The 16,496-nt window shown below is 74.6% G+C and carries 14 protein-coding genes; 8 read left to right on the forward strand and 6 right to left on the reverse strand.

From position 1 onward, the window contains the following. Positions 1–45: 45 nt before the first annotated feature. From AC2TEW_RS06720 to AC2TEW_RS06750, 7 genes are all read left to right on the forward strand, one after another. Complete coding sequence (locus AC2TEW_RS06720; protein WP_484622405.1) at positions 46–1,230, forward strand: XdhC family protein; 1,185 nt, start codon at positions 46–48, stop codon at positions 1,228–1,230. Positions 1,231–1,389: 159 nt separating this feature from the next. Further along, complete coding sequence (locus AC2TEW_RS06725; RefSeq protein WP_484622406.1) at positions 1,390–1,686, forward strand: hypothetical protein; 297 nt, start codon at positions 1,390–1,392, stop codon at positions 1,684–1,686. A gap of 582 nt (positions 1,687–2,268) precedes the next feature. Further along, complete coding sequence (locus AC2TEW_RS06730) at positions 2,269–3,480, forward strand: hypothetical protein (RefSeq protein ID WP_484622407.1); 1,212 nt, start codon at positions 2,269–2,271, stop codon at positions 3,478–3,480. Positions 3,481–3,530: 50 nt separating this feature from the next. Then, positions 3,531–5,609, forward strand: coding sequence for a tetratricopeptide repeat protein (locus AC2TEW_RS06735; protein ID WP_484622408.1), 2,079 nt, complete (start codon positions 3,531–3,533; stop codon positions 5,607–5,609). Positions 5,610–5,854: 245 nt separating this feature from the next. Continuing rightward, complete coding sequence (locus AC2TEW_RS06740; RefSeq protein ID WP_033822159.1) at positions 5,855–6,283, forward strand: helix-turn-helix domain-containing protein; 429 nt, start codon at positions 5,855–5,857, stop codon at positions 6,281–6,283. Positions 6,284–6,355: 72 nt separating this feature from the next. After that, complete coding sequence (locus tag AC2TEW_RS06745; protein WP_484622409.1) at positions 6,356–6,907, forward strand: ParH-like protein; 552 nt, start codon at positions 6,356–6,358, stop codon at positions 6,905–6,907. Next, positions 6,904–8,142, forward strand: a complete 1,239-nt coding sequence (locus AC2TEW_RS06750; protein WP_484622410.1) for an MAB_1171c family putative transporter — start codon at positions 6,904–6,906, stop codon at positions 8,140–8,142. The genes AC2TEW_RS06745 and AC2TEW_RS06750 overlap by 4 nt, the downstream gene beginning before the upstream one ends. Positions 8,143–8,144: 2 nt before the next feature. On the opposite strand, the gene AC2TEW_RS06755 is transcribed toward AC2TEW_RS06750, so the two are convergent. The 4 genes from AC2TEW_RS06755 to AC2TEW_RS06770 form a co-directional block, all read right to left on the reverse strand. Next, the gene (locus AC2TEW_RS06755) at positions 8,145–9,863 is read right to left on the reverse strand and encodes an SDR family oxidoreductase (RefSeq protein WP_484622411.1); all 1,719 of its coding nucleotides are present in this window, start codon (positions 9,861–9,863) and stop codon (positions 8,145–8,147) included. Next, positions 9,860–10,738 (reverse strand): M24 family metallopeptidase, encoded by an 879-nt coding sequence (locus AC2TEW_RS06760; RefSeq protein ID WP_484622412.1) that lies wholly within the window; start codon positions 10,736–10,738, stop codon positions 9,860–9,862. Before AC2TEW_RS06760 ends, AC2TEW_RS06755 begins: the two co-directional genes overlap by 4 nt. Before the next feature lie 119 nt (positions 10,739–10,857). Continuing rightward, positions 10,858–11,949, reverse strand: a complete 1,092-nt coding sequence (locus AC2TEW_RS06765) for a PDR/VanB family oxidoreductase (protein ID WP_484622413.1) — start codon at positions 11,947–11,949, stop codon at positions 10,858–10,860. A 165-nt stretch (positions 11,950–12,114) separates the two neighbouring features. Continuing rightward, positions 12,115–13,038 (reverse strand): metal-dependent hydrolase, encoded by a 924-nt coding sequence (locus AC2TEW_RS06770; RefSeq protein ID WP_484622414.1) that lies wholly within the window; start codon positions 13,036–13,038, stop codon positions 12,115–12,117. Between the two features lie 203 nt (positions 13,039–13,241). On the opposite strand from AC2TEW_RS06770, the gene AC2TEW_RS06775 reads away from it, so the two are divergent. Next, positions 13,242–13,925 carry a pyridoxine/pyridoxamine 5'-phosphate oxidase gene (locus AC2TEW_RS06775; protein ID WP_484622415.1) on the forward strand — a complete coding sequence of 228 codons (684 nt, stop codon included), beginning with the start codon at positions 13,242–13,244 and terminating at the stop codon, positions 13,923–13,925. Between the two features lie 25 nt (positions 13,926–13,950). Here AC2TEW_RS06775 and AC2TEW_RS06780 read toward each other — a convergent pair whose 3' ends face one another. After that, entirely contained in the window at positions 13,951–14,730 is a 780-nt protein-coding gene (locus AC2TEW_RS06780; RefSeq protein ID WP_484622416.1) for an IclR family transcriptional regulator, read from the reverse strand. Positions 14,731–15,010: 280 nt separating this feature from the next. Then, positions 15,011–16,471 (reverse strand): catalase, encoded by a 1,461-nt coding sequence (locus AC2TEW_RS06785; RefSeq protein WP_484622417.1) that lies wholly within the window; start codon positions 16,469–16,471, stop codon positions 15,011–15,013. Positions 16,472–16,496 lie beyond the last annotated feature (25 nt).

The raw sequence follows: 16,496 nt of genomic DNA on the forward strand, positions 1-16,496 counted from the left end.
CACCCCCGTACACCGTGCACACTGGACTGGTAAGGAGCACCGGACATGCAGGACATCGCCGAGCAGCTGCACGCCTGGCACGCCGCCGGGCGCTCCTTCGCGGTGGCCACCGTGGTCGGCGTCTCGGGGAGCGCGCCGCGCGACCCGGGTGCGGCGCTGGCCGTGGACGCCGCCGGCGAGGCGATCGGCTCGGTCTCCGGCGGCTGCGTCGAGGGCGCGGTGTACGAGCTGTGCCAGGAGGCCCTGGAGAGCGGCGAGCCGGTGCTGCAGCGGTTCGGCTTCAGTGACGAGGACGCCTTCGCGGTCGGTCTGACCTGCGGCGGGATCCTGGACGTCTTCGTCCAGCCGGTCGTGCCGGGCGCCGATGCCGCGCTGGACGCCGGGATCGCGTACATCGCCTCCGGCACCCCGGTGGCGCTCGCCCGGGTGATCGACGGACCGGCCGGGCTGCTCGGCGCCACCGTCGCCGTCACCGCCGGGACCCACCACGGCTCGCTCTCCCCCGCGCCCTCCACCACGGCCGCCCTGGAGCGGTCCGCGGTCGCCGAGGCCCGGGCGATGCTGGACGCCGGCCGCACCGGCCGCCTCGAGCTGGGTCTGGACGGGCGCCCCTGCGACGAGGGCCGGGGCACCGTCACGCTGTTCGTCGAGTCCTACGTGCCGGCCCCGCGGATGCTGGTCTTCGGTGCCATCGACTTCGCCGCCGCCGTGGTCCGGATCGGCAAGTTCCTCGGCTACCGGGTGACCGTCTGCGACGCCCGCCCGGTCTTCGCCACCGAGCGCCGCTTCCCGGACGCCGACGAGGTGGTGGTCGACTGGCCGCACCGCTACCTGGACTCCCAGCTGGACCGGATCGACGGCCGTACCGTGCTCTGCGTGCTCACCCACGACGCCAAGTTCGACATCCCGCTGCTGGAGCGTGCGCTGCGGCTGCCGGTCGGGTACGTCGGCGCGATGGGGTCGCGCCGCACCCACCGGGACCGCAACGCCCGGCTGCGCGAGGTGGGCCTGACCGACGCCGAGATCGGGCGGCTGCGCTCGCCGATCGGCCTGGACCTCGGGGCCCGCACGCCGGAGGAGACCGCCGTGTCGGTGGCCGCGGAGATCGTCGCGCACCGGCGCGGCGGCAGCTGCCTGCCGCTGTCGGCCGGCCAGGGCCCGATCCACCACGACCTGGCCCGGGCCGAGGCCGAGCAGCCCCGGGCCCGCCGGCGCTCGCACGCGGCCTGACCGACCTGCGCCGCGACCGGCCCGGCGGGACACTGGTGGGCGAGGACCCGTCCGGCCGCCATGGCCGGCCGGTCGCCATCCCCGGCGGTACCGGCCGGGCCCCGCCCGTCGTACCCGCGCGCCCGCCGGCCGCCGCCCGCAGCGGAAGGACGCCCGACGATGCGCACGATGATCCAGGTCGAACTCGACACCGAGGTCTGCAACCGGCTGATCGCGGACGGCGGGATGACCGCCGCGGTGGAGAAGATCCTGAGCACCCTGAAGCCGGAAGCCGCCTACTTCCACCCGTACGCCGGCCGCCGTGCGCTCACGCTGGTGGTCGACCTGGCGGACCCGGCGGCCGTGGTGCCGCTCTGCGAGCCGTTCTGGCTGGAGTTCAACGCCGAGGTCACCGTCTTCCCGTGCATGAACGCCGAGGATCTGGCGACCGGGATCGACCGGCTCGGCACCGGCTGACCCACCCCCCGGCCCCTCCGCCTGACACATCGTCACCAGCCCGACGCGGCAAGCGCGTCGGGCTTTTCCCATGCCCTCCCACCTCCGCCTCTCCCCCTCCCCCCATGATCGGAGATGAAACATGGCGACATCTCCATTCACATCCGTTGACACGCTTGAGCGGCCACCGCCATGCTGAGCCAGCCGAAATGACTGTCCGTCAAACGGACGTTCATTTCAGCCGTCCTTCGTCACTCGTCTCCGCCCGAGGAGGTGAACAGCATGAAGAAGATCGTCATCCGCAAGTCCGGCCCGGTCCGCATGACCAGCGCCGCCAAGGCCCTGTACGCGCCGTGGGACTGCATCGTCGTCGCCGTCTGACCGGCTTCCCGCCGTCACCCGTACCCGAGAAAGGGGTGCTTTCGCATGAAGAAGATCGCCATCCGCAAGTCCGGCCCGGTCCGCATGACCAGCGCCGCCAAGGCGCTCTACGCGCCGTGGTCCTGCATCATCGTCGCCCAGGTCTGACCTCGGCCCCGACCGGGCCGTCCGCCGGATCCGCGGATGGCCCGGCTCGGCCGTCCCCGCGCGCAGGAGGAACCCTTGCCAGCCCGTCCGGACAGCGAAACCGCGCCGAGCCCGCTCGACCGGCCCCAGCCGATGCACCCCCTGGTCTTCCACCCCGAGGGCGAGGACGTGGTCGTCGGCCGCGCCGACACCGACACCTACGTGGTGCTCCCGGTGGACGGCGCCTACCTGGTCCACCTGCTGGCCGAAGGCACACCGCCGAACCGGGCCGCCGCCGCGTACCGCGAACGCTGGGGCGAGGACGTCGACATCCAGGACCTGCTCGACTCCCTGGACGAGCTGGGATTCCTGCTCGCCGACGGCGAGCGCGCCGCCGAGCTGCGCCCGGTCCGCCACCAGCGGCTGGGCAAGGCGCTGTTCGGCCCGGCCGCCTGGGTCTGCTACGCCGCGCTGACCGTCCTGTGGCTGGTCGAGAGCGTCCGCACACCGGACCTGCTCCCCGACTTCCACCACATCTTCTTCACCCCGTACTACAGCGTGATCGCCCTGTTCCTGCTGGCCGGCCAGACCCCGCTGATCGCGCTGCACGAGGCCTTCCACGCGCTGGCCGGACGCCGGATCGGCCTGCACTCGCACTTCCGGCTCGGCCGCCGGCTCTACTACGTGGTCGCCGAGACCTCGATGGACGGGCTGGTCGCCGTCCCCCGCCGGCAGCGGTACCTGCCGATCCTGGCCGGCATGCTGGCGGACGTCCTGGCACTCGCCGCGCTGACCCTGGCCGCCGACCTGCTCCGCCGGCCCGACGGCAGCTTCCCGCTCGCCGCCGGCCTGTGCCTGGCCCTCGCCTACGCCACCGTGCTGCGGCTCGCCTGGCAGCTGCTGTTCTACCTGCGCACCGACCTCTACCTGCTGATGACCACCGTGCTCGGCTGCGTCGACCTGCACACCGCCGCCAAGCACGTGCTGCGCGACCGGATCCGCCGGCTCACCGGCCGCCCCCGCGCCGACGACACCCACCTGCACCCCACCGACCTGCGGGTCGCCCGCTGGTACAGCTGGCTGATGGTGCTCGGCTACACGTTCACCCTGCTGCTCGGCGCCACCGCCGCCGTCCCGATGGCCTACCACGTGGTCGTCGGGGTGCTGGGCCGGTTCACCGGCAGCACCTCCGTCGTCGAACTGGTCGACTCCGTCACCGTGCTGGCCCTCAGCGGCGCCCAGCTGGCCGTCGCCGCCGCCATCGCGGTGCGCGACCGCCGCGCCGCCCGGGCCGCCGCGGCCGGCTGACCGCCGCCCGCCCCCGCAACCACCGTTCCCGTCCGAAAGGCAGCACCGTCATGGCCGAGCACCGGCACCACTGGATCCGGGCCACCCACCGCAGCGCGGCCGACGCCGCCCGCCCCGGCCTGGACCTGCCGCCCGTGCTGGCCACCGTGAGCGCCCACCGACGGCTGCGCGGGCCGTACACCGCCGTCGGCTCCCTGCTGCGGGCGGTGGTCCCCGACGCCCTGGAACGCTGCCCCGACGCGGTCGCCCGCCACGACGTGGAGATCCTCTCCGCCGCACCGGAACTGCGCCGCACCGTGCAGGCCACCCGCGAGACCCTGACCTCGCTGGCCATCCCCAAGGAGCGCACCCGCTTCTACTCCCGGCTGCGCACCCTGCGGCTCAGCCACGGCCTGGTCGAGTTCCTCACCGCGTACGCCCGCAGCCTGGACGACGGCCCGCGCACCCTGGTGGTCGAGGACCTCCAGCACGCCGACCCGACCGACCAGGAGTTCGTCGCGGTCCTGCTGCGCCGCGCCGACCCCGCGCTGATCACGGTGGTCGCGGTCACCGACGCCGCGGGGCCCGCCGCGGTCGACGGGCCCACCGAGGCGCCGCTGCCCGCGGCCCTGGCCGCGCACTGCGCCGTGCTCGACGTGGACGGGCCGCCGCCCGCGCTGCCCGCCGACCCGGCCCGCGCCTGGGTCGACAGCGACGGCACCGCCGACGACCCCCGGCTCGCCGAGGCCTACCGGGCGCTGCCCGCCGAGCGCCGCGCCGCCCTGCACGACCGGCGGCAGCTCGAACTGGCCGCCCTGGACCAGGAGTCGCTCGCACTCGGCGCCCTCACCTGGCACGCCCAGTACGGCAGCGACCGGCCGGCCGCCGTCACCACCCTGCGCCGGGCCCTGGACACCTGCATCGACCTGGGCTTCTACCACGCCACGGTGGAACTCGGGGAGCGCGGGCTGACCCTGGTGCGGCCCGACGAGGACCTGGACGCCTGGTGGGCCTTCACCACCAAGATGACGACCTCCTTCGCCGCCCTCGGCCTGCCCGAGCGCTCGCTGCCGTTCTACACCGAGGCCCGGGCGGTCACCACCCACCCGGTGGTCCACATGCAGGCCGCCTACGCCACCTCGATGCTCTACACCCGACACTTCGACGCCACCCAGCGCGACCACCTGCTCGCCCGCGGCTGGATCAACCAGGCCATCGCGCTCGCCGAACAGATGCCCGACCCCAAGGAGCGGGTCGCCCGCGCCGTCTTCAACCGCAACGGGCTGGCCCTGATCGAGATGCACCAGGGCAACCTGGCCGGCGCCCTCACCCTGCTCGACGAGTGCCTGGCCAAGCTGGACGAGACCCTCGCCCCGGACGAGCACGCCCTGCACCGCTCGGTGCTGCGGCACAACCGCGCCCAGGTGACCGGCCAGCTCGGAATGCACGCCGAGTCGATCGCCGACTTCACCGAGGTGATCACACTCGACCCCAACTACGCGGAGTACCACTTCGACCGGGGGCTGGCGCACCGCAGCCTCGGGCGCCCGGCCGAGGCACTGGCCGACTTCGAGCAGGCCGTCAGGCTCTCCCCGCCGTTCCCCGAGGCGTACTACAACCGCGCCGACGTGCGCTCCGAACTCGGCGACCTGGAAGGCGCGGTGGCCGACTTCGGGTACGTCCTGGAGCTGGACCCGGCGTTCCCCGACGCCCACCTCAACCGGGCCGGACTGCTGCTCGCCCTCGGCGAGGCCGAGGCCGCCTGGCAGGACGTCCGCGACGGCCTGGAACTGACCCCGGACAGCGCCGAACTCCTCTGCCTCAAAGCACAGTTGCACCTCGACGCGGACAACACCGAACAGGCCCTCGAGGCGCTCGGACGCGCCCTGGAGGCCGACCCCGACTACGCCCCCGGCTGGGCGCTGCGCGGGGCGCTCGGCTACGAGCGCGGCGACCTGCCCGCGGCCGTCGCCGACCTGGGCCGCGCCGCCGAACTCTCCCCCGACCCGGAGATCCGCTTCAACCTGGCCGTGGCGCTGCGCGAGTCCGGCCGGAGCGACGCCGCACTCGAGCTGCTGGACGCGCTGCTGGCCGAGGACGACGACCCGGACGTCCGGGCCGAGCGGGAGCTGTGCCTGAACAGCCGGTGACGGTGCGCCGAGCGGCCGGCGACCACCGCGCCACCGCCGCCCGACCGGCACCTGACGGCCCGCCGGCGACCCGGCGGCCACCTGGGACGCGACACTCGAAAGCCGCTTGATCCGCACCAACTCCGCACCTGGCCCGCACCACCCACGGTATCCGCGCCCGGCCGGCGCCAACTACGATGTCCCGGGAACAACCCTGACACCAGCTGTGCTCAACCGGCCGGCGTGGGACCCGTGAGGGAGGCGCTTTGACTGGTCCGGACCTTGACCCGCCCACACTCAGCGACCGGATCGACCGGCTTTTCCAGGTCGTCCGCCGTCCGAGTGGCGAGCCGTACAGCCACGAGGAGGTCGCCAGGGCCTGTCGGGAGGCCAGCGGGGAGACATTTTCGGCCACCTACCTCTGGCAGCTGCGCACCGGCCGGCGGGACAACCCGACCAAGCGTCACCTGGAGTCGCTGGCGCAGTTCTTCCAGGTCCCGCCCTCGTACTTCTTCGACGACGAGCAGAGCGACAAGATCACCGAGGAGCTGGCGCTGCTCGGTGCGATGCGCAACGCCGGCGTCCGGGAGGTCGCGCTGCGCGCCGTCACCCTGTCGCCCGAAGGGCTCGGCACCATCAGCGACATGATCGAGGCGATCGCCCGCAGAGAGGCCAGATCCCAGCGGTCCGAGTGATATCTCCGGTCCGGCGCCCGCGCCTAGGATCATCGGGGGTGGTCGACCGGACGGCAGGGTGGGAGTGGCGCGATGGCATGGGCGGACCGCGACGGCAGAAGGCTCTGGCGCCGGTGTCAGCAGCTGGTCGCCGACGCCCCGCTGCCCGTGCCCTTCGAGATCGCCGGGTTCCTCGGCGCGCTGTCCGAGCAGCTCGGCCGGCCGATCGAGCTGATCCCGCTGCCGGCCGGGGTCCGGGCCCCCTGCGGGGTCCTGGTCAGCACCGACCGGGCCGACTACATCGGCTTCCCCACCGACACCACCCCGCTGCACCAGCAGCACATCGTGCTGCACGAGGTCGGGCACCTGCTGTGCGGCCACCGCGGCGGCCCCGGCGGCCCGGACGGCACCACCGCCGGACCGCTCTTCCCGCACCTGTCCGGTGAGTTGATCCGCCGGGTGCTCGGGCGGACGGTCTACACCGAGGTGCAGGAGCAGGAGGCCGAGCTGTTCGCCTCGCTCGCCCTGCACCGGGCCAGCCGGGCCAGACCGGCCGTGCCGCCGGGACCGCCCGGCGAACAGGGCCCCGCCGGGCGGCTGGGCTCGATCTTCGACCGGCCGGCCCGCTGGGGTTCCTGCCCGTGATCGACCTCGCGGCCGCCGCCGCGTGTGTGATCGCCCTGCTCGGCATCGGCTTCCGGCTCCACCAGGTCCGCGGCACCCGGCCCGCCGCCGGGACGCTGTACCTGGTCGCGTTCGCGCTCTGCATGGCCGTGGCGATGGCGGCGCTCTCCCCCTCGGCCTCGGCCGCCGCCCACGGCCGGCCCCCCTGGGCGCTCGCCCTCGCCCTGATCGGCGGCGAACTCAAGATCGCCGCCCAGGGCTTCCTCGCCCTGCTCGCCCTGTCCGTCGAACCGCCGCGGCGCGGCCGGCGGCTGATGATCCGCCAGGCGATCGGCACGCTGGCGGTGATGGCGGCCGGCGCCGCCGCGTTCCTGCTCGCCCATCCGACGCCCGCGACCGGCGGCCTGTACGTGGACCCGCCCGGGCGGCCCACCCTGACCTGCTACAACGCGCTGTTCACCGCCCACGCCACCTGGTGCCTGGCGGTCTTCCTGCTGCTGATCGGCCGGGCCGCGCGGCAGGTGCGGGACCGGCTGCTGCGGACCGGGCTGCGGCTGGTCCTGGCCGGGGCCGCGGTCGGACTGGTCTGGGCGGTGCTGAGCATCGGCCCGCTGCTGGACGCCCTCACCACCGGCCACCAGCTCACCCGGGAGGACCACGTCTCCGCCACCGCCAGCGTGCTGGCGCTCACCCTGGGCATCGGCGGCGCCACCCTGACCGCCTGGGCCGGGCTGCCGGCCCGGCCGCTGCGCCGGCTGCGGGCCTGGTACCGGTACCGCAGGCTGGCCCCGCTGTGGGCGGCGCTGCGGACCGCCGTCCCGGAGATCGCGTTCGACGCCGCCGGGGCGGCCGGCGGCCACCGGCGGTCCACGGACGCCGAGTTCGCGCTCTACCGGAGGGTGATCGAGATCCGCGACGGCCAGCTCGCCCTGCGCGCCCACCTGCGGCCGGAGGTCGCCGAGCGGGCGGCCGCCGAGGCGACCCGCCACGAACGCGCCGATCCGGGCCGGCTGGCGGCGACGGTGGAGGCCGCGGTGCTCGCCGCCGCGATCGAGGCCGCGGCGGCCGGCCGGCCCGGATCGGCCGCCCCGGGCGGCTACCTCCCGCCCCAGATGCCGGCCGACCCGGACGTCGAGGCCGCCTGGCTCTGCCGGGTCGCCAAGGCGTACGGGTGCTCGGTGACGGTGCGCCGGATGCGCGGCCGGGCCCGGGCCGAGCTCGCCGCCGAGGCCGGGGCGGGCCCCGGCGCCGAGTGAGGTCAGCCCACGTTCAGGCGGGCGGCCAGGCGCAGCAGGCCCGGGGAGAGCCGGCCGAGCAGCCGGGCGGCCTTGGCCTCGACGGTGACCGGGACGACGGCTTTGCCGGTGTCGACGGCGCGGACGATCTCGGCGGCCACCTTCTCGGGCGGGAATCCCCGGCGGGCGTACAGCTTGGCGGCCCGCTGCTGCTTGGCGGCCTGTTCGGCGGCGCCGACGGCGGAGAAGGTGGAGGTGCGGGTGATGTTGGTGTTGACGATGCCCGGGCAGATCGCCGAGACACCGATGCCGTGCGGGGCGAGTTCGGCGCGCAGGCAGTCCGAGAGCATCAGCACGCCGGCCTTGCTGGTGGCGTACGCGGCGAGCACCTTGGAGGGCAGGTAGGCGGCGGCCGAGGCGAGGTTGACGATGTGTCCGCCCTCGCCGCGTTCGACCATCAGCTTGCCGAACGCCCGGCAGCCGTGGATGACCCCCCAGAGGTTGACGTCCAGGACCCGCTGCCACTCCTTCTCGGTGGTCTGCAGGAAGGTGCCGGAGTGGCCGATGCCGGCGTTGTTGACCACCACGTCCGGCACCCCGTGCTCGGCTGCGACCTGCAGCGCGAAGGCGTCCACGGCGGCGCCGTCGCTGACGTCCAGCGGGTAGGCGTGCGAGGGGGCGCCGACCAGGGTGCAGAGTTCGGCGGTGCGGCGGGCGGAGTCCAGGTCGAGGTCGGCGACCACGACCCGGGTGCCGCGCTCGGCGAAGGCGAGTGCGGTGGCCCGGCCGATGCCGCTGCCGCCGCCGGTGACCACGGCCAGCCGGCCGGTGTCCGGCGGGCCCTGGGGGTGGCCCGCGGCGGTGCGGGCGGCGAAGTCGCGGACGAGTGCGGCCACGGCGGGGCCTTTCTCCAGGAGGGCCGACCAGTGGGTCGCGTTCAGGGTCCGCCTGGTCAGCCGGGGCACCCAGCGCTCCAGGCCCTCGGACAGGAAGTCCGAGACGTAGTGGTCGCGTTGCAGGGTGACGAGCTGGACCGGGACCTCGGTGGGACGCTCGCGCGGGTTGCGGACGGCGGGCCGCATGTTGGCCCGGTACAGCTCGAGGCCGCGGACCGCGTCCTGCCGCAGGGTCGCCTGCGGGTGGCCGGGCCGCGGGGTGACGGCCTCCAGGTCGCGCAGGATCCGCGGCCAGGCGCGGGCCAGCCACAGCCGCCAGGTTGCGGGCGCGAGCACCGGCAGGTGGAAGGCGGTGATGTACCAGGAGTGGGCACCCTGGACCAGCAGTTGCCGCAGGTGGCGCGGGGTGGGGCGGCGCAGCCGGTGCCGGATCCAGAAGCCCGTGTGGTCCAGCGAGGGCCCGGACATGGTGGTGTAGGAGGCGATCCGGCTGTCGGCGCCCGGTTCGGTGACGGCCTCCCAGGACTGCACCGAGCCCCAGTCGTGGGCGACCACGTGCACCGGCGCCTGCGGACTGACCGCGTCGGCGACCGCGAACAGGTCGGCCGCGAGCAGTTCCAGCCGGTAGCCGCTGCGGGCGGCCGGGACGCCGGACTGTCCGGCGCCGCGGACGTCGTAGCGCACCACGTGGTGGTCGGCGGCGAGGTCGGCGGCGACGTCGTCCCAGACGGCGTGGGTGTCGGGGTAGCCGTGCACCAGGATGACGGTCGGGTGGGCCGGGTCGCCCTGCTCGAACACGGCGAGCGGCAGGCCACCGGAGTGGACGGTGCGGCGGCGGACGGTCATCGGGCCTCCTGCGGGCGGAACCGGTCGGTGGTGGCGGGCTCGGCGGCGTTCAGGGCCGTCCAGCGCCGTACGTGCGGAAGGTCGTCGTCGAGCCAGTAGGCGTCGTCCTCGGTGACCACCAGCAGCTCCTCGAACTTGATGCCCACCTCGCGGAAGCCGATGTGCGGCTCCACCGCCCACAGTCCGGGGGTGGGCGCGTGCCGGGAGGCCCGGCCGTCGGCCCACAGCGGCGAGCGGCCGTGCAGGCGTTCGCCGATCAGCTCCCGGCCGAGGGTCTGGAGCGTACGCACCCCGAAGCCGAACAGGCTGACCCCGGCCGGTCCGCGCGAGGTGGTCCGGGTGACCTGGTGGCCGATCACCCGGCCGGGGTAGACCCGGTGCCGGTTGTCGTAGCCGTGCGCGGCGATCTGGGCGTCGACGGCGGCGTACACCTGGTCGAGCGGCTTGCGGGCCTTCACCTCGCGCAGGATCAGCTCCCGGTAGACCTGGAGGTCGCGGGCGAGCCGGTCCCAGACCGGGTTGTCGCCGACCTTGCCGCCGTAGCCGATGTCCGCGGTGTAGCCGTCGACCACGGGCGCGCAGTCCAGGACGTACGGCATGCCCTCCTCCAGCCGGCGGCTGCCGGCGAAGAACTGCAGCGGGGTGTGGAAGTGCCGGAACGCGGTGCGGTCGCCGAACCAGGCGAACGGGACGTGGAAGAAGTCCTGCACCCCGGCGCCGACCAGGCGGCGGCGCAGCTCGGCGGTGGCCTGGCGTTCGGTGACGCCGGGTTCGATCCAGGCGGCGACCTGTTCGGCGCAGTGGTAGGCGAGCTGCTGGGTCTCCCGGAAGCGGGCGAGGTCGTGCTCGCGGTACGGGAAGGCGGGCATGGGCATCCGGCTACTCCTTGGCGGCGGGGCTTGGTGGGTGGCGGCTCCGGGCGGGGGCACGCGTCGGGCGCGTCGGGCGCGTCGAGCGCTCAGGGCGGTCGGTGGGCCCGCCCGGCGCGCGGGTCTCACACGTCGAGGACGAGCGTCTCGCCCTCCGCGGCCCGGGAGACGCAGGGCAGCAGTGCTCCGGCGGCCCGGGCCTCGGGGGTGAGGCGGCGGTCGCGGTGCTCGGGTGTCCCGGCGAGCAGGCGGACCTCGCAGGTGCCGCAGAAGCCCTGGTGGCAGGAGTACGGCAGGTCGGGCCGCAGCTCGCGGGCGACGTCGAGGGCGGAGCGGTCGGCCGGGACGGCCACCTCCGGGCCGTCGGCGCCCAGCCGCAGGGTGAAGGGGCGGCCGTCGGCCACGGGTGCGGCGCCGAAGCGTTCGAAGTGCAGCGCGCGGGCGGGTGAGGCGTCCATCGCGTGCTGCACGGCGGCGAGCATCGGGGCGGGCCCGCAGCAGTAGACGGCCGCCCCGCGGGGCGCGCGGGCGAGCAGGCCGGCGGCGTCCGGGAGGCCGTGCCGGTCGTCGGTGCGGATCTCGACCCGGTCCGGGTCGAGGGCGCTCAGCTCGTCCGTGAAGGGCAGGGCGGCGGCGGTGCGGCCGGTGTGCACCAGGTGCCAGTCGAGTCCGCGCCGCTGCGCCTCGCGGACCATCGGCAGCAGCGGGGTGATCCCGATCCCGCCGGCCAGGAACAGCACGGCGTCCTCGCCGCAGAACGCGAATCCGTTGCGGGGCCGGCGGGCCGTCAGCTCGGCTCCGGGGCGCAGCTCGTCGTGGATCTCCACCGAACCACCGCCGCCGTCGGCGATCCGGCGCACGGCGATCCGGTAGGCGGTGCGGTCCGCCGGGTCGCCGCAGAGCGAGTAGTGCCGCTGCCGGCCGGAGGGCAGGGTGAGCAGCAGCCGGGCACCGGGCTGCCAGGGCGGCAGCTGGGCGGGGCCGGCCGCGGGGCCGGTCAGCCGGAGTTCCACCACGTCCTCGGCGACCGGGCGGCGGGCGGCGAGGGTGAGCCGCAGCGGCGGGAGGGTGCGGGCGGGCGGGCGGCGGGGGCCGCGGCGCAGGCCCGGGGAGCCGAGCCTGGGGGTGTACCAGTCGCTGAAGGCGGTCAGCCGCTGGAGGAAGCGGTCCGGGCGGGGGCGCCCGTACAGGTCGGGGGGCGGGGTGGTGGGGTCCATCGGGGCGGCTCCGGACGGGAGTTCGGTTCGGGCGGGCGGTTCGTCGGGCGGGAGCGTCGGCGGGCGGGTTCCTGGGACCGTGGGGCACTTTGGGGTCGACGTCCTGCCGAGGGCCGGGGGCGGAGCGCCGCGGGACGGGAGCTGCGGCACCGTCGCTCCTGCGGGTCACCCCTGGCGCGGGGGCTCCCTGCGCTCCGGTGCGGCCTGGGGCAGCGCGGCGGCGCGGGCGGCCGGGGAGGCGGCGAGGTAGCCGAGGGCCTGGCTGGAGGAGCCCTCCTGGGTGGGGTGGTAACCGGGGCGCAGGTAGCGCAGGGCGGAGCGGACCATCCGGGCGGGCTCGGGGAGCATGCCGCGGCGGGCGATCTGCTGGGCCTGCCGCCAGGTGGGCCGGAGCCGGCCCTCCAGGGTGGGGTCGGCGGCCAGCAGGAAGCGGACCCCGCGCACCCACAGGTGGGTGAGGAGCGGGCCGGACAGCGCCATGCCGCGGATCCGGCGCCAGTAGCCGGGGTCGAGGTGGACCATCAGGTCGTAGGCGACGCTGCGGTGTTCGACCTCCTCGGCGCCGTGCCAGCGCAGCAGGTCGAGCATGGTGGGGTGGGCCTCGGCGCGGTCCAGGCCGGGCGAGTTGAGCGCCCAGTCGCCGAGGAAGGCGGTGAAGTGCTCGATCGCGGCGACGTAGGCGACGCGTTCGGTGATGCTCTCGCGGCGCCGGGCGGCGCTCAGTCCGGGGCGCTCGCCGAGGATCCGGTGGAACAGCCAGCTGACCTGGCGCACGTACGGGCGCGGGTCGAGCCCCTGGCCGAGCAGGTGGTCGAGGACCTCCTGGTGCGCCTCGGCGTGGATGGCCTCCTGGCCGATGAAGCCGAGCACCTCCTCGCGCAGCTGCTCGTCGGTGATGTACGGCAGGGCGTCCTTGAAGACCTGGACGAACCAGCGTTCGCCCTCGGGGAGCAGCAGGTGCAGGACGTTGATGGTGTGGGTGGCCATCGGCTCGTCGGGGATCCAGTGCAGGGGCAGCTCGGACCAGTCGAAATGGACGTCCCGGGGCTCCAGGACCAGGCTGTCGTGCACGGCGGTGGGGCGGGGCATGGGGTGCCTCCTGACCTGCTGGGGAGCGGCGACCAGCAGCAACCTACTCGCGGGTAGGGCGGCGGACAAGGGTTTCTGCGAGTCTTATCGACATTCAGTCTAATAACGTTCCGGCACCCCGGGAAGAGCGTCCGGACCGGCCGATAGGCTGGGATCCGGGACGGACCCCCGACAGCGGGGCACCGAGGCGAAGGAGCGGCGCAGTGGTGGAGCAACCGGAAGGACTCGGCTCGGGCACGGTGGCCGGCCTGCTGCGGGAGCGGCCGCCGATGGACCGCGCCCTGCCCGGCTTCGACCCGGCCCAGGCCCCCGCCACGCCCGGCCCGCTGTTCGTCGAGTGGCTGCTCGGCGCGTTCGCCGCCGACGTACCGGACCCCCAGGTCGCCACCCTGTCGACGGTCGACGCGGAAGGGTGGCCGGACGCCCGGATGCTGGTCCTGCGCGACGTCGACACCGAGGGCGCCGGCTGGCTGTTCGCCGGCGACACCGACAGCCCCAAGGGCCGCCAGCTGACGGCCAACCCGAAGGCCGCGCTCACCTTCTACTGGCCCGCGCTCGGCCGCCAGGTCCGGATCCGCGGCGAGGTCGAGAGCGCCGCCCCCGAGGTGTCCGCCGCCGAGTTCCTGACCCGCTCCCCCGGCGCCCGCGCGGCCGCGTTCAGCGGTCCGCAGAGCGCCCCGATGGCCTCGGCCGCCGAGTACGACGCCGACTTCACCGCCGCCCTCGCCCGGCTGGCCGCCGACCCGGCCCTGGTCGCCCCCGGCCACACCGTCTACACCCTGCGCGCCACCACCGCGGAGTTCTGGCAGGGCGACCGCGGCCGCCGCCACGTACGGCTGTGCTACCGGCGCTCGGCCGACTGGCAGCGCACCCTGCTGCGCCCCTGACCGGACGGACCCGGCGGGCCGCCGGTCAGACCGCCATCGCCAGCATCAGCGGCGCAGCCTGCGCGGCCAGCACCTCGGCGGCGTGCTTGAGCCGGTGGATCCGGGCGACCGGCATCGAGGTGGCCAGGCAGCCGACGGTGGACCCGGCGGTCACCGGGACGGCGGCGCAGACCGTGCCCAGCGCGTACTCCTGGATGTCGAGCACCGGGACGGTGGCCGGCTGGCGCTCCAGGCGGTGCAGCAACTGCTCCTGGTCGGTGATGGTGCGGGCGGTCAGCCGGGCGATCGGGTGCCGGGCCAGGTGGTCGCGGCGGCCGTCGTGGTCGAGCTGGCCGAGCAGGCACTTGCCGATCGCGCTGGCGTGCGCGGTGGCCCGGAAGTCGACCCACTCCTCGACGGCGGGGGCGTGGTCGGCGGTCGCCACCGCCTCCACGCACAACTCGCCGTCCTGGTACCGGCCGAAGTACACCGCCGCGCCCAACTGGTCGCGCAGCTCGCCGAGTTTGAGGTGCAGCTTGGCGTGGATCAGCTGCTCGCGGTTCTGCCGGCCGAGCAGCGCCAGGGTGCCGCCGAGCGTCCAGCAGCCGTCCAGGTGGCGCAGATAGCCCTCGGTCTCCAGCTCCTCGGCCAGCCGCTGGACGGCGGGCGCCGGGAGCGAGAGGTCGCGGGCGAGGTCGGCCAGGGTGGCGCCCTGCGGGTGCCGGTCGACCGCCTCCAGCAGGCGCAGCGCCCTCCGCAGCACCCCGTACGGACCGGGCCCGCCCTGGCCCAGCGTGGCCTGGTGGCCTCGGGTCGGTGCCGACATGGCGTCCCCTCTCCGTCGCGGTGGCGCGCGGACCGGCCGCGGGCCCTCCCAGCGTAACCATCCGAGTCACCGTCAGGGGCGGGCTCTGCGGGATATCCGCGCTGGTGGGCGGGGTTTCTCCGGGGCACGGTCGGCTGGCATATGCCGGAGCGCGGCCACCGGGACCGGTGGGGTGCGCGGGAACGCGCCGGACCCCTCCCCACTGCCCTGGGGGAGGGGTCCGGCGGCCGGCCGGCCGGGCTCGGGGCCCGGGCGGCCGGAGTGAGGGTGGTACCGGGAATCAGGCCTCGTCGCCGGCCCGGAGCCGGGCCACGGCCGCCTCAAGGCGGGCGCCGTACTCCTCGTCGGCCGCGTGGAAGTGGGCCAGGTTCCGCTCGATGATGTCGTCGCGGCTGACCTGGGCCAGGAAGCCCGCGATGTTGTTGACCAGGCGGGTCTTCTCGCCGGCCGACATCAGCCGGTAGAGCTCGCCGGCCTGGAAGAAGTCGTCGTCCTTGGTGTGCGCCGGCGTGGTGTAGGTGCCGGTGTAGCCGTCCAGGCGGACCGGCGCGGCGAGCGCGCTGTCGGTCTGGGCCGGGCCGTCGAAGGAGTTCGGCTCGTAGTTCTTGCCGCGGCCGGACCTGTTGAGCGCCGAGTAGCCGTCCCGGCCGTAGTTGTGGGCCTCGGTCGCCTTCGGGGCGTTGACCGGCAGCAGGGTGTGGTTGACCCCGAGGCGGTAGCGCTGGGCGTCCGCGTAGGCGAACAGCCGGCCCTGCAGCATCTTGTCCGGGGACGGGCCGATGCCGGGCACGAAGTTGTTCGGCGAGAACGCCGACTGCTCGACCTCGGCGAAGACGTTCTCCGGGTTCCGGTTCAGCACCAGGCGGCCGACCTTGACCAGCGGGTAGTCGGCGTGCGGCCACACCTTGGTGAGGTCGAACGGGTTGAAGCGGTAGTCCGCGGCCTCGGCGACCGGCATCAGCTGGACGTACAGCGTCCAGGACGGGAACACGCCCCGCTCGATGGCCTGGTGCAGGTCGCGCTGGTGGCTGTCGGCGTCGGCGCCGAGCAGCTCGGCGGACTGGTCGCCGTCCAGCGAGCGGATGCCCTGGTTGGTCTTGAAGTGGTACTTCACCCAGAACGCCTCGCCCTGGGCGTTGACCCACTGGTAGGTGTGCGAGCCGTAGCCGTTCATGTGGCGGTACGAGGCCGGGATGCCGCGGTCGCCGAACAGCCAGGTGATCTGGTGGGTGGAGGCCGGCGAGTGCGCCCAGAAGTCCCAGACGTTGTCCGCCTCCTGCACGCCGGTGAACGGGTCGCGCTTCTGGGAGTGGATGAAGTCGGGGAACTTGACCGGGTCCTTGATGAAGAACACCGGGGTGTTGTTGCCGACCAGGTCGTAGTTGCCCTCGGCGGTGTAGAACTTCAGCGCGAAGCCGCGCGGGTCGCGCACCGCGTCGCTGGAGCCCAGCGCGCCCGCCACGGTCGAGAACCGCAGGAACACCTCGGTGCGCCGCCCGACCGCGGACAGGAAGTCGGCCCGGGTGTACTGCGAGACCTCGTCGGTCACCTCGAAGTAGCCGTAGGCGCCGGAGCCGCGGGCGTGCACCACGCGCTCCGGGATGCGCTCGCGGTTGAAGCGGGCCAGCTTCTCCAGCAGCTGCTGGTCCTGGATCAGCAGCGGGCCGTACTCGCCGGCCGAGGCGGAGTTCTGGTTGTCGGCGACCGGGGCGCCGGACTCGGTGGTCAGGATCTTCGACATGGGGGTCCTTCAGTTACGGCGGTGC

Source organism: Kitasatospora sp. NEAU-CNBT7 (genome assembly GCF_057220535.1).

What these genes read in the sequence shown, in the direction of transcription:
- AC2TEW_RS06720 (WP_484622405.1), top strand. Translation starts at nt 46, where the DNA reads ATGCAGGACATCGCCGAGCAGCTGCACGCCTGGCACGCCGCCGGGCGC.
- AC2TEW_RS06725 (WP_484622406.1), top strand. Translation starts at nt 1,390, where the DNA reads ATGCGCACGATGATCCAGGTCGAACTCGACACCGAGGTCTGCAACCGG.
- AC2TEW_RS06735 (WP_484622408.1), top strand. Translation starts at nt 3,531, where the DNA reads ATGGCCGAGCACCGGCACCACTGGATCCGGGCCACCCACCGCAGCGCG.
- AC2TEW_RS06745 (WP_484622409.1), top strand. Translation starts at nt 6,356, where the DNA reads ATGGCATGGGCGGACCGCGACGGCAGAAGGCTCTGGCGCCGGTGTCAG.
- AC2TEW_RS06755 (WP_484622411.1), bottom strand. Translation starts at nt 9,863, where the DNA reads ATGACCGTCCGCCGCCGCACCGTCCACTCCGGTGGCCTGCCGCTCGCC.
- AC2TEW_RS06760 (WP_484622412.1), bottom strand. Translation starts at nt 10,738, where the DNA reads ATGCCCATGCCCGCCTTCCCGTACCGCGAGCACGACCTCGCCCGCTTC.
- AC2TEW_RS06765 (WP_484622413.1), bottom strand. Translation starts at nt 11,949, where the DNA reads ATGGACCCCACCACCCCGCCCCCCGACCTGTACGGGCGCCCCCGCCCG.
- AC2TEW_RS06770 (WP_484622414.1), bottom strand. Translation starts at nt 13,038, where the DNA reads ATGCCCCGCCCCACCGCCGTGCACGACAGCCTGGTCCTGGAGCCCCGG.
- AC2TEW_RS06780 (WP_484622416.1), bottom strand. Translation starts at nt 14,730, where the DNA reads ATGTCGGCACCGACCCGAGGCCACCAGGCCACGCTGGGCCAGGGCGGG.
- AC2TEW_RS06785 (WP_484622417.1), bottom strand. Translation starts at nt 16,471, where the DNA reads ATGTCGAAGATCCTGACCACCGAGTCCGGCGCCCCGGTCGCCGACAAC.